Annotated in this window: 21 protein-coding genes; 17 read left to right on the plus strand and 4 right to left on the minus strand. The window is 46.0% G+C overall.

Going from position 1 to position 18,341, the window contains the following annotated elements:
• Positions 1-144: 144 nt before the first annotated feature.
• The 4 genes from CXL14_RS08015 (at position 145) to CXL14_RS08030 (ending at position 5,509) form a co-directional block, all read left to right on the plus strand.
• Positions 145-1,446, plus strand: coding sequence for a homoserine dehydrogenase (locus tag CXL14_RS08015; RefSeq protein ID WP_007613551.1), 1,302 nt, complete (start codon positions 145-147; stop codon positions 1,444-1,446).
• Positions 1,446-2,504: a threonine synthase gene (gene thrC / locus CXL14_RS08020; RefSeq protein WP_014721762.1), complete on the plus strand. Its 1,059-nt coding sequence runs from the start codon at positions 1,446-1,448 to the stop codon at positions 2,502-2,504. The genes CXL14_RS08015 and thrC overlap by 1 nt, the downstream gene beginning before the upstream one ends.
• Positions 2,501-3,430, plus strand: coding sequence for a homoserine kinase (thrB, locus tag CXL14_RS08025; protein ID WP_014418794.1), 930 nt, complete (start codon positions 2,501-2,503; stop codon positions 3,428-3,430). Before thrC ends, thrB begins: the two co-directional genes overlap by 4 nt.
• A gap of 102 nt (positions 3,431-3,532) precedes the next feature.
• A complete protein-coding gene (locus CXL14_RS08030; protein WP_101287754.1) occupies positions 3,533-5,509 on the plus strand; it encodes a S9 family peptidase in 1,977 nt (658 codons plus the stop codon).
• A gap of 41 nt (positions 5,510-5,550) precedes the next feature.
• On the opposite strand, the gene CXL14_RS08035 is transcribed toward CXL14_RS08030, so the two are convergent.
• A complete protein-coding gene (locus CXL14_RS08035; protein WP_169510385.1) occupies positions 5,551-5,886 on the minus strand; it encodes a NifU family protein in 336 nt (111 codons plus the stop codon).
• 79 nt (positions 5,887-5,965) lie between these two features.
• Between CXL14_RS08035 and CXL14_RS08040 the strand changes: the two genes are divergently transcribed.
• Positions 5,966-6,292 carry a YuzD family protein gene (locus CXL14_RS08040; RefSeq protein WP_017419453.1) on the plus strand — a complete coding sequence of 109 codons (327 nt, stop codon included), beginning with the start codon at positions 5,966-5,968 and terminating at the stop codon, positions 6,290-6,292.
• 37 nt (positions 6,293-6,329) lie between these two features.
• Here CXL14_RS08040 and CXL14_RS08045 read toward each other — a convergent pair whose 3' ends face one another.
• Positions 6,330-7,397, minus strand: a complete 1,068-nt coding sequence (locus CXL14_RS08045; protein ID WP_101287756.1) for an NAD(P)/FAD-dependent oxidoreductase — start codon at positions 7,395-7,397, stop codon at positions 6,330-6,332.
• A gap of 266 nt (positions 7,398-7,663) precedes the next feature.
• Here CXL14_RS08045 and CXL14_RS08050 point away from each other — a divergent pair, with 266 nt between their 5' ends.
• The 4 genes from CXL14_RS08050 to CXL14_RS08065 all read left to right on the plus strand — a co-directional run bounded on the left by CXL14_RS08050 (position 7,664) and on the right by CXL14_RS08065 (position 10,669).
• Entirely contained in the window at positions 7,664-7,900 is a 237-nt protein-coding gene (locus CXL14_RS08050; protein ID WP_007408721.1) for a YuzB family protein, read from the plus strand.
• 134 nt (positions 7,901-8,034) lie between these two features.
• A complete protein-coding gene (locus tag CXL14_RS08055; RefSeq protein ID WP_024085753.1) occupies positions 8,035-9,252 on the plus strand; it encodes a NupC/NupG family nucleoside CNT transporter in 1,218 nt (405 codons plus the stop codon).
• Between the two features lie 123 nt (positions 9,253-9,375).
• Positions 9,376-10,230 (plus strand): diaminopimelate epimerase, encoded by an 855-nt coding sequence (gene dapF, locus CXL14_RS08060; protein ID WP_014418790.1) that lies wholly within the window; start codon positions 9,376-9,378, stop codon positions 10,228-10,230.
• Between the two features lie 76 nt (positions 10,231-10,306).
• Positions 10,307-10,669: a HesB/IscA family protein gene (locus tag CXL14_RS08065; RefSeq protein WP_003151967.1), complete on the plus strand. Its 363-nt coding sequence runs from the start codon at positions 10,307-10,309 to the stop codon at positions 10,667-10,669.
• A 142-nt stretch (positions 10,670-10,811) separates the two neighbouring features.
• Here the strand turns inward: CXL14_RS08065 and CXL14_RS08070 are convergent, their stop codons facing one another.
• Complete coding sequence (locus CXL14_RS08070; RefSeq protein ID WP_017419451.1) at positions 10,812-11,573, minus strand: SDR family oxidoreductase; 762 nt, start codon at positions 11,571-11,573, stop codon at positions 10,812-10,814.
• 319 nt (positions 11,574-11,892) lie between these two features.
• On the opposite strand from CXL14_RS08070, the gene CXL14_RS08075 reads away from it, so the two are divergent.
• From CXL14_RS08075 to CXL14_RS08105, 7 genes are all read left to right on the plus strand, one after another.
• Positions 11,893-12,480, plus strand: coding sequence for a GNAT family N-acetyltransferase (locus CXL14_RS08075; RefSeq protein ID WP_052018772.1), 588 nt, complete (start codon positions 11,893-11,895; stop codon positions 12,478-12,480).
• 258 nt (positions 12,481-12,738) lie between these two features.
• Entirely contained in the window at positions 12,739-13,311 is a 573-nt protein-coding gene (locus CXL14_RS08080; protein ID WP_021495383.1) for a hypothetical protein, read from the plus strand.
• Between the two features lie 67 nt (positions 13,312-13,378).
• Positions 13,379-13,714, plus strand: coding sequence for an uberolysin/carnocyclin family circular bacteriocin (locus CXL14_RS08085; RefSeq protein WP_003151973.1), 336 nt, complete (start codon positions 13,379-13,381; stop codon positions 13,712-13,714).
• 82 nt (positions 13,715-13,796) lie between these two features.
• A complete protein-coding gene (locus CXL14_RS08090; protein WP_101287758.1) occupies positions 13,797-15,452 on the plus strand; it encodes a hypothetical protein in 1,656 nt (551 codons plus the stop codon).
• Complete coding sequence (locus tag CXL14_RS08095; RefSeq protein ID WP_017419446.1) at positions 15,445-16,149, plus strand: ABC transporter ATP-binding protein; 705 nt, start codon at positions 15,445-15,447, stop codon at positions 16,147-16,149. Before CXL14_RS08090 ends, CXL14_RS08095 begins: the two co-directional genes overlap by 8 nt.
• Complete coding sequence (locus tag CXL14_RS08100; RefSeq protein ID WP_101287760.1) at positions 16,146-16,673, plus strand: stage II sporulation protein M; 528 nt, start codon at positions 16,146-16,148, stop codon at positions 16,671-16,673. Before CXL14_RS08095 ends, CXL14_RS08100 begins: the two co-directional genes overlap by 4 nt.
• 16 nt (positions 16,674-16,689) lie before the next feature.
• The gene (locus CXL14_RS08105; protein ID WP_003151978.1) at positions 16,690-16,911 is read left to right on the plus strand and encodes a DUF5970 family protein; all 222 of its coding nucleotides are present in this window, start codon (positions 16,690-16,692) and stop codon (positions 16,909-16,911) included.
• Positions 16,912-16,972: 61 nt separating this feature from the next.
• Here CXL14_RS08105 and guaC read toward each other — a convergent pair whose 3' ends face one another.
• Complete coding sequence (gene guaC, locus CXL14_RS08110) at positions 16,973-17,953, minus strand: GMP reductase (RefSeq protein WP_031378398.1); 981 nt, start codon at positions 17,951-17,953, stop codon at positions 16,973-16,975.
• Between the two features lie 217 nt (positions 17,954-18,170).
• Between guaC and CXL14_RS20160 the strand changes: the two genes are divergently transcribed.
• Complete coding sequence (locus CXL14_RS20160) at positions 18,171-18,314, plus strand: hypothetical protein (RefSeq protein WP_003151982.1); 144 nt, start codon at positions 18,171-18,173, stop codon at positions 18,312-18,314.
• The last annotated feature ends 27 nt before the right edge of the window (positions 18,315-18,341 follow it).

Here is an 18,341-nt window from a genome sequence, read left to right on the forward strand (position 1 = left end):
AGCGTTTTCATAGCTGTAGAAACAATATTCAGCCGCTTGTCAAAACAAATGCGGGCTTATATAATATTTGTAACTTAAATGTCTGTGAAGGGTTAACAATTGTCCTTTTCTAGTGGACAAAAGGAAGAAAGGTGGAGTTTCTCTTTGGAAGCGATTCGTATTGGACTGTTAGGACTGGGAACCGTGGGAAGCGGTGTCGTCAAAATTATACAAGATCATCAGGATAAGCTTATGCACCAGGTCGGCTGTCCGGTGACGATCAAAAAAGTGCTAGTTAAAGATATTGATAAAAAACGAGACGCAGACCTGCCGAAAGAAGTGCTGACGACAGAAGTCTATGATGTAATCGATGACCCTGAGGTCGACGTGATTATTGAAGTCATCGGCGGTGTCGAACAGACGAAGCAATATCTTCTTGATGCCTTGAAAGCGAAAAAACATGTTGTGACCGCAAATAAAGATCTGATCGCCGTATATGGCTCAGAGCTTTTAGCCGCCGCAAAGGAAAATGGCTGTGACTTGTATTATGAAGCGAGTGTCGCCGGCGGAATCCCGATTTTACGCACGCTCGAAGAAGGCCTTTCCTCTGACCGGATCACAAAAATGATGGGAATCGTCAACGGAACGACGAACTTCATCTTAACGAAAATGATTAAAGAAAAAAGCCCGTATGAGGAAGTGCTGAAAGAAGCGCAGGATCTCGGATTCGCGGAAGCGGACCCGACCGCCGATGTAGAAGGGCTCGATGCCGCGCGCAAGATGGCGATTTTAGCCCGTCTCGGCTTCTCTATGGACGTTGATCTGGACGATGTCAAAGTAAAAGGAATTTCCCGGATCACGGATGAAGACATCAGCTTCAGCAAACGGCTCGGCTATACGATGAAGCTGATCGGCATCGCCCAGCGTGATGACAATAAAATCGAAGTCAGCGTTCAGCCGACACTGCTTCCGGATCATCATCCGCTCTCTGCGGTGCATAACGAGTTCAATGCCGTTTACGTGTACGGAGAAGCCGTCGGCGAAACGATGTTTTACGGCCCCGGAGCCGGAAGCATGCCGACTGCGACATCGGTCGTTTCCGATCTGGTCGCGGTCATGAAAAACATGCGTCTCGGCGTAAACGGAAACAGCTTTGTCGCCCCGCAGTTTGAAAGAAATCTGAAGCAGCCGTCTGATATCTATGCCCAGCAGTTTTTAAGAATTCACGTCAAAGACCAGGTCGGCTCTTTTTCAAAAATCACATCGGCCTTCTCAGAGCGCGGCGTAAGCTTTGAAAAAATTCTGCAGCTGCCGATCAAAGGCCACGACGACCTCGCGGAAATCGTCATCGTCACGCATCATACATCGGAAGAAGATTTCAGTGACATTCTGCAAAACTTAAATGACCTCGAAGTCGTACAAGAAGTAAAAAGCACATATCGCGTAGAAGGGAACGGTTGGAGCTAATGTGGAAAGGACTTATCCATCAATATAAAGAATTTCTGCCGGTGACGGATCGGACGCCGGCCCTGACATTACATGAAGGCAACACGCCGCTGATTCACCTGCCGAAGCTTTCTGAAAAGCTCGGAATTGAACTGCATGTGAAAACAGAGGGCGTTAATCCGACGGGGTCCTTTAAGGACCGCGGCATGGTCATGGCGGTCGCCAAAGCGAAAGAAGAAGGCAATGATACCATCATGTGCGCCTCTACAGGCAACACATCCGCCGCGGCTGCGGCATACGCGGCGAGAGCCGGCATGAAATGCATCGTCATCATCCCGGACGGAAAAATCGCCTTCGGAAAACTTGCGCAGGCCGTCATGTACGGTGCGGAAATCATTGCGATTGACGGAAACTTTGACGACGCGCTGGCCATCGTCCGGTCAATTTGCGAAAAATCACCGATTGCATTAGTGAATTCAGTAAACCCTTACCGGATTGAAGGGCAAAAAACAGCGGCCTTTGAAGTATGCGAACAGCTCGGCGGAGCGCCGGACATTCTGGCGATCCCGGTAGGAAACGCCGGGAATATCACGGCCTACTGGAAAGGGTTCAAAGAATACCATGAGAAAAACGGCACCGGACTTCCGAAGATGCGCGGTTTTGAGGCGGAAGGTTCTGCGGCTATCGTCCGCGGCGAAGTCATTAAAAATCCAGAGACCGTTGCGACGGCAATCCGAATCGGGAATCCTGCCAGCTGGGACAAAGCGGTGCTCGCTGCGGAAGAATCAGCCGGAAAAATTGATGAAGTCACAGATGAAGAAATTCTTCACGCTTATCAGCTGATTGCCCGTGAAGAAGGCGTGTTTGCCGAACCGGGCTCCTGTGCATCCATCGCCGGCGTTTTGAAACAGGTGAAATCCGGTGAAATTCCAAAAGGCAGCAAGGTTGTCGCAGTTTTGACCGGAAACGGCCTGAAAGATCCGAACACGGCTGTGGACGTTTCTGACATAAAACCGATTACGCTGCCGACAGATGAGGACAGTATTCTGGAATACTTAAATGGAGCGGCGCGTGTATGAATGAGGCGGAGATGCTGTTTTCCATTACGGTTCCGGGAAGCACCGCCAACTTAGGGCCCGGGTTTGATTCCGTCGGGATGGCGCTCAGCAGATATTTGAAGCTTTCGGTTTTCCGAAACGATGAATGGCAGTTCTCGGCGGAAACTGAAACTGTCGCGGGCATCCCTCAAGGAACGGACAACCTCATCTACCAAGTCGCCAAACGGACGGCTGACCGCTATCAGAAAGAGCTGCCGCCCGCCCATGTCAAAGTATGGAGTGACATCCCCCTTGCGCGGGGTCTCGGAAGCAGCGCGGCCGCTATCGTCGCCGCCATTGAGCTTGCGGATGAGTTATGCGGCCTGCAGCTTTCGGAAAGCGACAAGCTGCACTTAGCCAGTCTTGAAGAGGGACACCCTGATAATGCCGCTGCTTCCCTTGCAGGAGGGCTTGTGATCGGCCTTCACGAAGAAGATGAAACACATATCGTGCGTGTTGCCGAAGCGGATATCGATGTTGTGGCAGTGATTCCGTTTTACGAAGTTCTGACCAGGGACGCAAGAGACGTGCTCCCGAAAGAGCTGCCGTACCGGCACGCCGTTAAAGCAAGCGCCGTCAGCAACCTTCTCGTTGCTGCGATCATGTCAAATGACTGGGCGCTCGCCGGGAAAATGATGAGAAAAGACATGCTCCATCAGCCGTACCGCGCCATGCTTGTTCCTGAGCTTTCAAAGGTGGAACATGCGGCCGAAATGAAAGGCGCTTACGGAACGGCGCTGAGCGGAGCGGGACCGACGATTCTTGTTCTGATTGAAAAAGGAAAGGGAGAAGAGCTGAGAAAACAGCTTTCTGAGCATTTCCCTCACTGTGAGATTGCGGCGCTTACCGTCCCGTCAGAAGGAAGCGTAATTGAACGGAATCCTTTAGAGCAGGTGAAAAGTGTATAATGATAAAAAAGCGTTCTTCCCATCAGAGAAGGACGCTTTCTTTTTCTGGAGAAGGATTTTTATTTAGGGAAGCGAAATAAAAAAGAAAAGGAGGAGATACGATTGAAAAAACTCATAACCGAGGAGGACATTGCGTCACTCGTATCCGTGACAGACCCGCAATATGCCCCTGACGGCAGAAGAGCCGCTTACGTCCGGACAACAGTCAATCATAAGCGTGATTCCTATTCCTCAGCCATTATGGTCTATGACACAGAATCCGGCATCTCAAACCCGTGGACTTTCGGGGACAATAGAAATACAAGTCCGCGGTGGTCGCCTGACGGACGGCGCCTCGCCTTTGTTTCTGACAGGGAGAACGGCGTCCCTCACCTGTACATCATCGACGCTGCCGGCGGAGAGGCGGAACAGGCGGCCGATATTCCTTGGGGCGTATCAGATCCGATATGGGCGCCCGACGGCAGATCCGTGCTTGTGTCCGTCAGTCTGACATCAGCGGAGCGCGCCGATGAGAAAGAAAAAAAGAAGCATGACGAGTATGAGCCGGTTGACATTCAGTCATTAACATATAAACGTGACGGGAAAGGCCTGCTGAACGGAAGCTGGGCCCAGCTTGTGCTGATTCATCTTGAAACGGGGGAGATTCAGCAGCTGACGGATCATGAAGCGGATCATTATGGCGCGGCCTTTTCACCGGATGGCAGGCAGCTTGCGTTTACCGCCAATTTATGCGAGCCGGGTGACGCCGGAAAGCCGAGCGATGTCTATCTGATGAATCTGGCGGATGGAAGCCTGAAGCAGATTACGCCGCACCGCGGTTCTTTCGGTTCCTGCGTGTTTTCACCGGACGGTTCTTATATCGCGATGCTGGGCCATGAAAATGAATTTCGCAATGCGACTTTAGAAAAAGCGTGGCTGTACGACGTGAAAACTGAGCGGCTCACCTGCCTGACCGACATGCTGGATGTTCATTTGAGCGATGCGCTGATTGCGGATTCAATCATAGGAGGAGTGGCGCCCCGGCCGGTATGGACAAACGACGGGCAGGGTTTTTACGTTCTCGGGAGCGAGCAGGGAAGCACCGGTATTTATTATATCTCGATTGACGGCCTCGTATATCCGATCCGATTAGAAGAAGAGTACGTGAACGGTTTTGCTTTTCATCCTGATCAGAAAAGCTGTATCGCTGTCATTGCCAAACCCGCACAGCCTTCCGAGCTTTACAGCATTTCGCTCGAAGATGGGGAAGAGAAGCAATTGACATCCGACAATGATCGGTTTATTGAGGAGCGCATCATATCCGTGCCGGAAAAGCTGCAATATGAAACAAAGGACGGGCTGACGGTAAACGGCTGGTTTTTAAAGCCCGCCGTTTTTGAAGAGGATCAAACTTATCCGCTCATTCTATACATACACGGCGGGCCTCACATGATGTACGGCCATACGTATTTTCACGAATTCCAAGTGCTGGCCGCACAAGGATATGCTGTCGTGTATGTCAACCCGAGAGGAAGCCACGGCTACGGACAGGATTTTGTCAATCGTGTCAGGGGTGATTACGGAGGCGGAGATTACCGTGATGTCATGCAGGCGGTGGATGAAGCCGTTCAGGCGTATCCGTTTATTGACAGCGGCCGTCTCGGTGTGACGGGCGGAAGCTACGGAGGGTTTATGACGAATTGGATTGTCGGGCAGACAGGCCGTTTTAAAGCAGCCGTCACGCAGCGCTCCATTTCAAATTGGTTCAGCTTCCACGGTGTCAGCGATATCGGTTTCTTTTTTACCGACTGGCAGCTCGGACATGATTTGTTTGAGGAAGCGGATAAGCTTTGGGGTCGTTCTCCTGTAAAATATGCGTCCCGCGTTTCGACGCCGCTTTTGATTCTGCACGGTGAGCGCGATGACCGCTGTCCGATAGAGCAGGCCGAGCAGCTCTTTACCGCGTTGAAGAAACTGAACAAAACGACGTCGTTCATCCGATTTCCGAAAGCCACGCATGAGCTGTCGAGAAGCGGCCATCCGGAACAGCGGATGAAACGCATCCGTTATATTTGTTCATGGTTTGATGACTATTTGTAAAAAATAAAAAAACCAGGCTGTCATACAGCCTGGTTTTATGATTAAAATACTTGTTCTACTTCAACGACACCCGGTACTTCTTCAAGAAGGGCGCGTTCGATTCCGGCTTTCAGCGTAATCGTTGAACTTGGGCAGCTGCCGCATGCGCCAAGGAGGCGAAGCTTTACAATGCCTTCGTCTACATCAACAAGCTCACAGTCACCGCCGTCACGAAGCAGAAACGGACGTAATTTATCCAATACTTCCTGTACTTGCTCTTTCATTTCAACCTCAGTCATGAGATTCGCTCCTTTCATATACATAAAACCATTATATTCACAGTAACGGTAAAAATCTAATGTTTGGTTTGCAAAGCTGCTTTCTCCATTATAGCATATTTAAACTTGAACATAAAAACCGTTTTTTATACAAAAGCTGCCCCGTCCTTTGTATACTGGTGTAAAGGGGATGATATACATGACAAAGCCGGTTACGCTCAGTGTTTACGGCGCTGAAACGCTTTGCGCAAGCTGCGTGAATATGCCGAGCGCCAAAGATACGTTTGAATGGCTGGAGGCGGCGCTGAAACGGAAATACCCGGAGCAGCCTTTTAACATGCGGTATATTGATATTGACGCACCGCCTCAGCAAAAGGAGACAGAAGAGCTTGCGGAGCGCATCAGAAACGATGAATTTTTCTATCCGCTCGTGCTGGTGGAGGATGTCATTGTGGGGGAAGGGAATCCGCATTTAAAAGATATATATGAAGAAATGGAAAAGCGCGGCTATGTGGCGGGCTCTTAAAAATGGCCGCTGATCGCAATCAGCGGCTTTTTTCTTATCAGCCGTTATGATGCTTGTACATCCATAAAAGGCCTGATTTTAATAAACGGGGCACACGCCCAATGAGCGGACGGTCGTTGACAAGACCGAAGCCCGCTTTTTTTCCGAGTGAACCGAGAACGCCTTTCAGCTTAAATTGCGGCATTGTTTCCGGCAGCTCTTCATTGTTCCAGCGTTTCAGGAGGATCTGCACAATTTGTTCCGCTTGTGCTTCAGCCAGCTGGGCGCTCGGCGCATGCGGCAGGCTCGCGCAATCACCGACGACGTAAACATGCTCATCGCCCGGTAGATTGTGGTGCGGTGTTAAAACGATGCGGCCCTGCGGATCTTTTTCAGCGTCCATTTCTCTGACGGCTTTATTCGGCTGAATTCCCGCCGTCCACACGATGGCATCGGCCGGTATTCCTTCATCATGATTATAAACGATCCCGTCTTCCACTTTTGTAATATTCGCATTATTGATAATGGCGACGCCGTGTTCTTCAAACCATTTCTGAACATACTTGCTGAGTCTTTTCGGAAAGCTTGATAAAATCAGGTCGCCCCGGTCAAATAACATAATCTTCAGATCGTCACGGCTCTCTCTTAATTCACTGGCAAGCTCCACGCCGCTTAATCCCGCTCCGACGATAGCGACAGATGCATTGGCGCCGAGGTTGTTCAGCTTTTGATAGGCTTCGCGTGACTGATCAATGGTCTGAATGCTGTAAGTATGTTCCGGCGCGCCGGGCACGTTATGATACTTATCCTCGCAGCCCAGTCCGATCACCGCGTCATCGTAAGAAATCGGTTCGCGGTCATGAAACAGAACCTGTTTGTTTTTCGTGTCGACGGAAGCCACCTCACCGTATTGAACATCCAGATTCGGATGCTCAGGAAAAGACACCCTGATATGATGATCAGAAATCGTGCCGGCGGCGAGCGCATAATATTCTGTTTTTAAGCAGTGATACGGGTTTCTGTCAATCAGCGTGATGGATATATCTGACGGAAGCTGGTTCGGCAGTAAGCGGTGCAGCACCCGCATGTTTCCGTAACCCCCGCCGATCAAGACCAATTTTTTCATAATGATTCCCCTTTTGCCCGAAAAATATGGTAGTCAATGTTGTTACAAAATAACGAACTATGTAAAATAACATCTAGAATTATATCGAATTTGATCTAAAACCACAATAATAGTTTTAAAATAACCTACAAATTGACCAGAAAACACGTAATAGTAAAACCTTTAACCTGAATTAATATGTTACGATAACATTGAGCGTGAAACCGGATCTTTGACGAATAGAGGAAATTCCGTTAGGATAAGGTACATATGTGAGGTGAAACCGCATGAATCCGATGATTGAATTCTGTGTCAGCAATTTAGCGCGCGGTTCCCAGGAAGCACTTGAGATCTTAGAGAAGGATCCGAACTTGGACGTGCTTGAATACGGCTGTTTAAGCTATTGCGGGAAATGCATGGAGTCCCTGTTCGCCCTGGTTAACGGCGAAGTGGTCACGGGAGGCACGCCTGCTGAACTGGTTGACAACATATATACATTCATAGAAGAAAATCCGATGTTTTAATCAGAGGCTCCGAACGGGGTCTCTTTTTTATTGCGCCCCGGGTTTTGGCAAAATAAAAAATTTGTAGACAGCAAAAATAAATATTGTTATCTTAATAAAGACTTTTTTTAAATAAAATTTTAGAGGTGGATTCATTGAATATCGTTTGGGGGCTGCTCGGGGCAGTTGCTATATTAGCCATTGCTTTTTTGTTATCAGAGAAGAAAAGCAAAATTAACCTGCGAACCGTTATTGTCGGTTTATGTTTACAAATGGCCTTCGGATTCATCGTATTAAAGTGGGACGCCGGCCGGGCCGTATTTTTATGGTTCTCAAGCCGTGTGCAGCTTCTCATTGATTATGCGAACGAAGGCATCAGCTTTATTTTTGGCCCGCTGTTAAAAGTGGGCAGCAGCCCGGCTTTTGCGCTGAGCGTTCTGCCGGTCATTATCTTTTTCTCAGCGCTGATTGCCGTTTTGTATCACTTGAAAATCATGCAGCTCATCTTTCGCGTCATCGGAGGCGGACTGTCAAAACTTCTTGGGACAAGCAGAACGGAATCGCTTGCGGCGGCTGCGAATATTTTTGTCGGACAGTCTGAATCACCGCTTGCCATTAAACCGCTGATTGCGGGATTGACCCGTTCCGAGCTGTTTACGATTATGACGAGCGGCCTTTCAGCTGTAGCGGGTTCGACGCTTTTCGGTTACGCCCTGTTAGGCATTCCGATCGAATACCTGCTGGCGGCCAGCTTTATGGCGGCTCCCGCCGGTCTCGTGTTCGGAAAAATGTTAATACCTGAAACGGAAAAAACGCAGACGATAAAAGGCGATTTTAATATGGACGAAGAAGGCGAAGGCGCCGCTAACGTGATTGATGCAGCGGCAAAAGGCGCGTCCACGGGCCTTCAGATTGCTCTAAATGTCGGCGCCATGCTGCTTGCGTTTGTTGCGCTCATCGCCGTAGTGAACGGAATTCTCGGCGGAATCGGCGGCTGGTTCGGTTTCAAACATATTACATTGGAATCCATTCTCGGTTACGTGTTTTCACCGATCGCATTTGTAATCGGCGTTCCTTGGCATGAAGCGCTCGGAGCGGGAAGCTATATCGGACAGAAACTTGTGCTGAATGAGTTTGTCGCTTATTCAAACTTCGGGCCGCATATTGCGGACTTTTCTAAAAAAACGTCTACGATTATCAGCTTTGCGCTGTGCGGATTTGCCAACTTCTCTTCGATTGCGATTATGCTCGGCACACTGGGCGGATTGGCCCCAAGCCGCCGTTCGGACATTGCGCGCCTCGGATTAAGAGCGGTTATTGCGGGAACACTCGCAAACCTTCTCAGCGCGGCGATTGCCGGCATGTTTATTTAGTAAACGATAAAAGCTCCCTGCATATGCAGGGAGCTTTTATGTATGAAAAACGGGGGATATTTGTATTGTGTCCGAGCAGAAGAGCTTTTATACTAAGTAAAAGAAAAAAAGTTGGAGGCCGATATGAATTCATTCCGTTTTACCAAGATGCACGGTCTTGGAAACAGTTATATATATGTAAATCAATTTGAAGAACAGCTGCCGGAAGAACGGCTGGCTGAGATTGCCGTTAAAGTGTCCAGCATTCACACGGGCATCGGCTCTGACGGAATGATCCTCATCTGTCCGTCAGAAAAAGCGCCCGTCAAAATGCGGATTTTTAATAATGACGGCTCAGAAGGGAAAAATTGCGGCAACGGCCTTCGCTGTGTGGCAAAGTACGCATACGAACATAAGCTGACAGAAGAAACGTCCTTTTTCATTGAGACGCTTTCAGGTCTTGTGAAAGCAGACATTACAGAGGACAACGGGATTGTGCGTGAAGTCGCCGTCGATATGGGCGAACCGCGCCTCACCAAAAAAGAGCTGCCGATGCTCGGCAATGAAGATGAACGGACGATCGATGAAACCTTTGTTTTTGGAGAAACGGAGCTTTCCGGAACAGCCGTATCAATGGGAAACCCCCATATTGTTTTTCCGGTTGCGGATATCAATCAAGCGCCTCTTACAACGCTCGGTCCCGTCATTGAAAAAGACCCGAGATTTCCGGAAGGCGTCAATGTCGAATTTGTGGAAACCGTCAGCGCCGATGAACTTCATTTCCGCGTATGGGAACGCGGCTCCGGCATTACACAGGCTTGCGGAACAGGCGCCTGTGCGGCGGCTGTCGCATCCGTATTGAACGGTGTTTCCGAACGAAACCGGGATATCACCGTTCATTTAGCGGGAGGCGACCTTGTGATTAATTGGCAGGACAACGGGCACGTGCTGATGACGGGACCCGCCGAAACCGTATGCAGCGGCGTCTTTTATTTGTAAACAGCTCGTTTGAGAAATACTCTCCTCAAGGTTTATAATAGATATCAGCATTGTTTTTAAAAAAGGAGGTCTACCTATGAGTGTTCCAGTAACCATCACTGAAGCAGCGGCTTTGCATATAAAAGATATGATGAAAGAGCATGAAGAAGAAAACGCGTTCCTTCGTGTGGGCGTAAAAGGCGGCGGCTGCAGCGGCCTGTCTTACGGGATGGGATTTGAGCATGAAAAAGGCGAAAAAGACAGCATGTTTGAACAGCACGGAATCACCGTCTTGGTCGACAGCGAAAGCCTCGATATCATGACCGGCACGATCATTGACTTCAAACAGTCCATGATGGGCGGCGGTTTCACCATTGACAACCCGAACGCCATCGCTTCCTGCGGCTGCGGTTCATCTTTCCGCACGGCCAAAAACGCCGGTACGCCGGAAGAGTGCTAAGGGTCAACCCGCCATTCTTAGGATGAAAAAATATGACGTCTTTCTTTTCGGTGGCGCTTGCACCATTGTTAAGAAAGGCGTTTATCTGTTTAATAAAAATAAAACCCGCTCAACAGAAGCGGGTTTTGCTTTTTTAAAGATGTTATTCAATTGTATGTTTCATTGCATTGTACATATTTGCCGTATGTTCATCGGCTTTATCCCGTGACATGCGCAGCCGTTCCGCTGAAGAACCATATCCGATTTCTAGTTTGCCCTCTTTCAGTCCTTTAAAAATCCCATCAGCGAATTCATCCAGCGGTTCTCCTTGAGTATGCAGCCCTGCTCCGCCTAAATCTGTATTCACCGCCGGAGGCGCAACTTCAATCACTTCTACAGATGAATCAGAAAGCTGATGTCTCAGACTCATTGTAAATGAATGAAGCGCTGCTTTCGTTGCTGAATAGATCGGTGCAATAGCAAGCGGTGTAAAAGCCAATCCCGAAGAGACGTTAATGACAGCCGCATCTTTTTTTTCGGCAAAAAACGGAGCGAACAGCATAGACAGGTGGAAGGGAGCTTCAATGTTCGTTGTGATTTCTTTATTGAAATAGTCCCAATTGTCCTTCGCATCCGCTTTCAGCACGTGAAAACGTTGTTGAATCCCCGCGTTGTTTACTAACACATTCACTTCCGGATAATTTTCTTTCACCCAATCAAACAGTGATATACGTTCAGATGGAATGCTCAAATCACTGACATATGTAATAAGATCCGGGAATGTTTCCTTTGCTTTTTGAAGAGCGTGCTCACGCCGTCCGGTCACAATGACTTTATTTCCCGCTTTTAAAAACCGTTCTGCGAAAGCCAATCCTATTCCGGCATTTCCGCCTGTAATCAGTATTGTATTTCCCGTCAGTTTCATATTAACTCCTCTTTTCCGATTGTTTTTACATTTCTTTGTCAACATTTCAGCTTTGATCCAATCAATATATTCATCCCGCAAATAGGCATGAAATAAGACAGCAGTGATTCTGTAAAATTGATTTTTAGATCATCGGGAAACCCGCCAAAACTATTCTTTCCTTGTCACAATATGATGATACGGCTTAAAGCACGGTTTAAGTCAACAAAAGAATCTTGTGATTCCGTTTCGGTTACTCACATCAGACATAGGTCACGAAAGGAAAGGTGACCTGTAAAGTCTTGGAATTTTCTTGATGCGATAAAGCGTACCGTATCACATGGGTGAGAGGCAATTAAAAAACCAAAACAAAAGGACGGCGATACATGTGCAGGAAGGAAACAGCGTTGATATCAGGCCGCTCAGCCTGAATGATGCAGAGCAGGAACTGGTTTTGCAGACGGAAAACCGCATGTTTTTTGAACGGTTTGCCATGTCGAGACAAGAGGATTTTTATACGCTGGAAGGCCGGAAAAAACGAATTGAACAATCACTGAAGAATGCGGAAAATGACACAGAATACAGCTTCGGCATTTTTCTTCAGGATCAGACCCTGATTGGCACGATCAGCCTTTTTCAGGTGGTTCGGGGTTCCCTCCAAAGCGCTTTTATCGGTTATTTTTTAGATGGCAAACATAACGGGAAAGGCTATGCGACGAAGGCTGTCAAGCTGGCAGTCGATTATGCATTCAATGAGCTGAAACTGCATCGGATAGAAGCCGGAGTCATGCCGCACAATAAGGCGTCAATCCGGGTGCTCGAAAAAGCTGGCTTTCATAAAGAAGGCATTGCGAGAAAAAATGTAAAAATAAATGGAAAATGGGAAGATCATCAGGTGCTGGCGATCATACATCCGGAGGATACATGACGATATCCTCCTTTTTTATATCCTTCGTCTCTTTCGACAGGTTCTTCCTAAAACTTCAAATCAATTGTTTGAATCATACTATTTGCAAATTCAAAAAAAAATAAAGGGTATATAGAACTGAAAACTCTGAAAGATGTGCTCATTGTCAACACGTTCTAAAGTCATATTTTTCGAAAGGATATTGATTTTTTGATAGGATTAAACTAAATTGTAAAAGTATAGAATAGTTAATTTATTTTGTAAGAAAAGGATGATAATATGATAGGTCAATTGAGCAATAAAAAAATATTTTTAAGTTCTTTTTTCATCATTTTGATCTGTTCATTACTCTTCCAATTCAGTATTTCAGATAAAGTTCTGCAGTCGTATTATTCTTCCGTCGGAGAAAGTACCTACGATATCGGGGAGAAAAGTGTTCGTACGATTGTCATGTTTCTGCAAGGATTTATGATCTTCACAACTTTTGTGGAAATTCTGATAGGCGGATTTCTGTTATTCGTTGCCGCTTTTATTCTCGGCACAAAGAAACCGAAAAAAAATTATTTGCTTCTATATACGCTGACTTCTTTAATCTCGGCATTTAAAATGTTGATTCTTTCAGTTGTTAACTACTTAACGGCTGATTCCTCGCTTATATATTCTGCCGGCGGCACCAGCTTGAGTCTGCAGCTGCTGGACCCATTTCTGCTCATATCAATCGCGGCTCTTTATGCTGCCGCAGGAAAACTGACCGATCTCAGTAAAGGCAAGAGAATCATTTTGACTGGATGTTTTGTTTTACTAAAACTCTTTACTATTTTTTTAAACTATTTTATGGCGGATAAAATTTAGCTCGGGAGAGAGTCAATTAAGCTGAATTTTATTATAAATTAAAAAAACAGAGTAGGGAGATGTTATGATGAACTTAGTAAAATCTAATAAAAAGTCTTTCATTTTGTTTGGCGCGGCTCTTGCTGCAGCAACATTGGTTTATGCACTATTATTAACGGGAACTGAATTAAACGTGGCGGCGGCTCATGCATTCTCAGCCAATGCTGAATTAGCTTCTACTCTCGGCATCTCTACAGCAGCAGCTAAAAAAGCAATTGATATTATTGATGCGGCATCAACAATTGCTTCTATCATTTCTCTTATCGGTATCGTTACAGGCGCAGGCGCGATTTCTTATGCAATCGTTGCAACAGCAAAAACAATGATTAAGAAATACGGCAAAAAATACGCAGCTGCTTGGTAAAATCGATCAATAAATAATTGCTCTTTTTGTACAAGCTGCAAAAAGAGCCTCTCTCCCAAATACATATGTAAGGATTGAAAGTATGATAGTCAAACAAATTGCGGCTCTTATCAAATATAATACCCTGTCATCGTTTCGAAAAAGAAAGGAAGATTGGGGCATTCCTCAACTCAACAGCAAACTGCTGTCTGCCATTATTATTTCTCTGTTATGTTTATATCTCGTTTTCCTGGGATGCGGTGTTGTATTCGGGACAAAACTGATTCAGCTGCCCCTCAGCGCATGGGGGCAATTTGTTTTAATCGCCGTTTCACTTGAGCAGCTTTTTTGGGCTGCCGGCTTCTTTAAAGAACATCACAATGCCTTTCTGCTGGATACGCGCAAGGTTATTCATCAATTAAAAAAGGTTCGTTTTTTACAGCTGTTTTCTGTTTTTGCCGGCCAGGCGATCAAAAAAACCATTTTCGTATGGTATCTTTTTGTTTTTCCGGTCTTTTTGTTTTTATCAAGCGCAGGCATGACCGGGTCTGCGGCGATCATCGTATTTTTCTTGGGCTTCGTTTATTTTCTTCTCAATTTATTTTTATCTATGCTGTTTTCTTATGTTGTTTATCTTCTTACAAATATGTGGAGCAAATTGTTTTACTTGAAAATCATGAAAGGCATTTTATTCAGCGTCAGCCTGCTGGTTCCGCTTGCAGTCGGGTATGCCGTTTATCTTCTCGTGTTTGGGGAGTATACCGCAAAGGATATTTCTAGCTTTACGGAGTCACCGGCTTTCCGGAACATCCTCATGAATACGCCGTATGTATGGTTAGCATTCCGCTCACATTTCGTGCTCGTTTTCGCTGCGGTGTTTGCGGCCGGCGTCCTTTTAACGGCGGGAATGTTTAAACTGTGGTCGGCCACCCTGAAGAAAATGGACCTTATTCCTTATATGTTTTTGACAAACGCAGATTTTGCGCCAAAGCTGAAATTATATAGAAATAACAAAATATTTCATGCCGTTTTTCAAAAGGACCTCCTGTTCTTATCGAGAATTGACGGGTTTTTTATCAGGAATTTCGGCAGTATGCTGTATTTGTTCATGCTGTTTTTAGGTTTTTGTATTCCGCTTTTATCGCATCACTTTATCGGGTATTCGGCAGCCGCCATCGTGTCTGCGGCGGTTATCATTGCGAACTTTTCGTATCAGCTCGTCGGAGATGCGCTCAAAACAGTATTATCAGTGGACGGGGAAATAAAAAATCAGCATTTGTTTCACCGGAATATCAAACATGCGTGGCAGCTGGTGTTTCCGAAAGTATGTATTTATAATCTCGCCGCTCTTATCTATTCGTTCATCATCACCATTTTGATTACGGTGTTTTTTCCGTCTTCTGCGGCGCTGACGATCTACTTGTTTATTGTGTTTTTATGTTCGGGTTTTTTATACAGTCTTGTCCAGATTTCAAGCACCGCCCTGTATCCTAAGAAAAACTGGGAGCATCTGTACGAAATTGGAGAAGCGGGGAAAGCAAAGACGTATAACAACTTATACAGTTCTTTCATTTTCATTGTGTCGCTTCAAATCGCTGCGATCACATCGTATTTTATCTATAAAAAGCCGGAACTTGAAACGATGCTTATTCATTCTGCATCAGGTATTTTTGTCCTGTTCACACTATTAAACTATGGAGTCATGTTTCTGTTTCTTCGCAGAATCAATATGGCGGAAAGGTTTGCGAACAATGATTAAATTAGTGAATATACAAAAAAACTATAGTGAAAAACAGGTGTTGAAAGATATTTCGTTTGAGGTGAAAAAAGGCTCAATTTATGCTTTGCTGGGGACTAATGGAGTCGGGAAAACAACGACTTTGAAAATCATTTCGGGCCTGCTTAAACCGACTTCAGGCCGCGTCATGATTGACGGCAAGGAACTGGATTCAGAAGAGGGGGGGCAACTATCGGCTGATATCGGTTTTGTGCCCGACCATGCTTTTTTATATGATTACTTAACGGGAGTCGAATACTTGCGTTTTACAGCGGAGATGTTTCAAGTGCCGTCTCAGCGGACAAATGATTATATAAAGAATATGTTAGAGACGCTGAAGCTTGCTCAAGACGGAAATCAGCTGATTAAAACATATTCACACGGAATGAAACAAAAATTATCAATTGCGGCCGCGCTCATTCATCAGCCAAAGATATTAATTCTTGACGAGCCGCTGACGGGCATTGATTTAATCAGCGGTAAAACGATACGGACGTTATTAAAGGAGTACGTCAAGCAGGGAAATACGGTCCTGTTATCGACTCACCTGCTGGAGCTGGCACATTCGCTGTGCGATACGATCGGTATTATACATGAGGGCGTTTTTGCGGCGGAGTATCAGTCATCCGAGCATTCATTAGAAGAGATTGAAGAATTGGCTGAGAGTATCTATACATGATGAACCGCATGTTGCCGGCAATCAGGACGTCTGTCATTCCGTTAACCGCGTCATTGCTGTTTTTTTCAGGCGGTGTGATCGCTGCGTTTTTTTCCGATCACTTTGTTTCATCAGCGTCTTACAACGGCTCGTCAGGCGCGGTTGAACTGCTGAAAAACAATGCAATCGCTTGTCTGTTTTTAGCCGCGGGTTTTTTTACCTTTGGATTGACCTCAATCTTTTATTTATTCACCAACGGGTTTATTTTAAGCGGCTCTATTATAGAAAATGTGCATAGCGGGGTTCCTTTTTATCGGATTTTTTTACTGCTAATTCCTCATGGTATATTTGAAGTTCCCGCGTTATTATTAAGTGGCGCCATTGGTTTTAAGGGCGTTGAATTGGTCATCAGGCTGTGTTTTTCTAAGGAAAAAAAGATAATGGCTTCAATGTTCAGGCATATTGGAATATTGGTGCTCATAATTATTTGTCTGCTGATCGCCGCTGCCATTATTGAAGCTTACATCACACCAATTTTTAAGTAAAAGGGGCAGAAATCATATGAGAAGTAAATTATCATTAATCGGTGTGCCGATTGTTATGATTATCGGTTATATCATTTCTTTATCCTTTGAGTGGCTGTTTCCTGTTCTTACTTTTGGGGTGGCAGGACTATATCTCTTTATATTTGCTCCGGTGCAAAATAAATTCATTCGTTACATCTTTTTGTTTATTTTTGTGATTAATCTGTTAGCCAGTGCGGCTCTTTATTTCGGTATTTAATAAAAAAATGACATTCATATTGAATGTCATTTTTTTATCTTTTTTGCGGCTCTGCTGCGTGTTAAAATCTGTCGCCGTTGAAAATAGAGTTTTTTACGATCACGTAGTCGACATTGCGGATGGCTTCGAGTGTATTGCCGCCGGCGTAAGAGATGGAAGATTGCAGATCCTGCTCCATTTCAACCAGCGTGTCCTGTAAAGACCCTTTATGTTCGACATGCATTTTTTTGCCTTCGACGTTTTTCTTTTCGCCTTTTTGAAATTCAGAAGCGGAGCCGAAATATTCTTTGTAAAGCTTTCCATCGATTTCGATCGTTTGTCCCGGTGATTCTTCGTGGCCGGCGAATAATGATCCGATCATGACCATAGATGCGCCGAAACGGATGGATTTCGCGATATCGCCGTGCGTGCGGATACCGCCGTCAGCAATGATCGGTTTGCTCGCCGCTTTTGCGCACCAGCGAAGCGCGGCTAATTGCCACCCGCCGGTTCCGAAGCCGGTTTTAATTTTGGTGATGCAGACTTTCCCGGGGCCGATTCCCACTTTTGTCGCGTCAGCGCCCGCGCGTTCAAGCTCCCTTACAGCTTCAGGCGTCCCGACATTCCCTGCGATGACAAAGCTTTCCGGGACATGTTCTTTAATAAATTGAATCATGCTGATCACGGCATTGGAATGGCCGTGCGCGATATCAATGGTAATATAATCCGGCACCAGCTCCTGTTCTTTCAGCTCCCGGATGAATTCATAGTCATTTTCCTTCACGCCGACACTGATGGAAGAAATCAGTCCGCGCGCTTTCATATCCCGGACAAAAGCCAGGCGTTTTTCCGGCTCGAAGCGGTGCATGATATAAAAATACCCGTTTTCCGCGAGCCAGGCCGCGATGTTTTCATCTATAATCGTCTGCATGTTGGCCGGTACGACCGGAAGTTTAAACGTGTGTCCGCCCAACGTAACTGATGTATCACATTCAGATCGGCTTTCAACAATGCATTTTGCAGGAATCAGCTGAATATCTTCGTAATCAAATACATTTTCCATATATAACACCCCTAAAAGCGAATAATATAATTAAATAAAATTGAAATGTTCGTCTTTTTATAATGTACTTTGTTTTGTCAGGAATGTCAAATGATTTCATGCCGCCTCATATGCGGTCAGCTTGTCATCCATTTGCAGTTTGGTTATCATAGTAGTATTGGGTGTTGTAAGACATTTGTTACGATAGATAGATTTGCAGAAGAAGGGAGGGGCCGGTGTGGAACAAAAACAGCCCGGGCACAGCCCGAAAGCCCAAAAAATTCAGGACCGGATTATTTTAGGCACGATTTGGGTCGTGTCGGCGCTTGTCATTGCGCTTGTTGTCGGAACCGTCATGAATTATATTTGGATGTTTAAATAAAAAAGAGTCTGTGCCGGTATGACACAG

It is taken from the genome of Bacillus sp. SJ-10 (assembly GCF_002843505.1).
Taxonomy (GTDB): Bacteria; Bacillota; Bacilli; order Bacillales; family Bacillaceae; genus Bacillus; species Bacillus velezensis.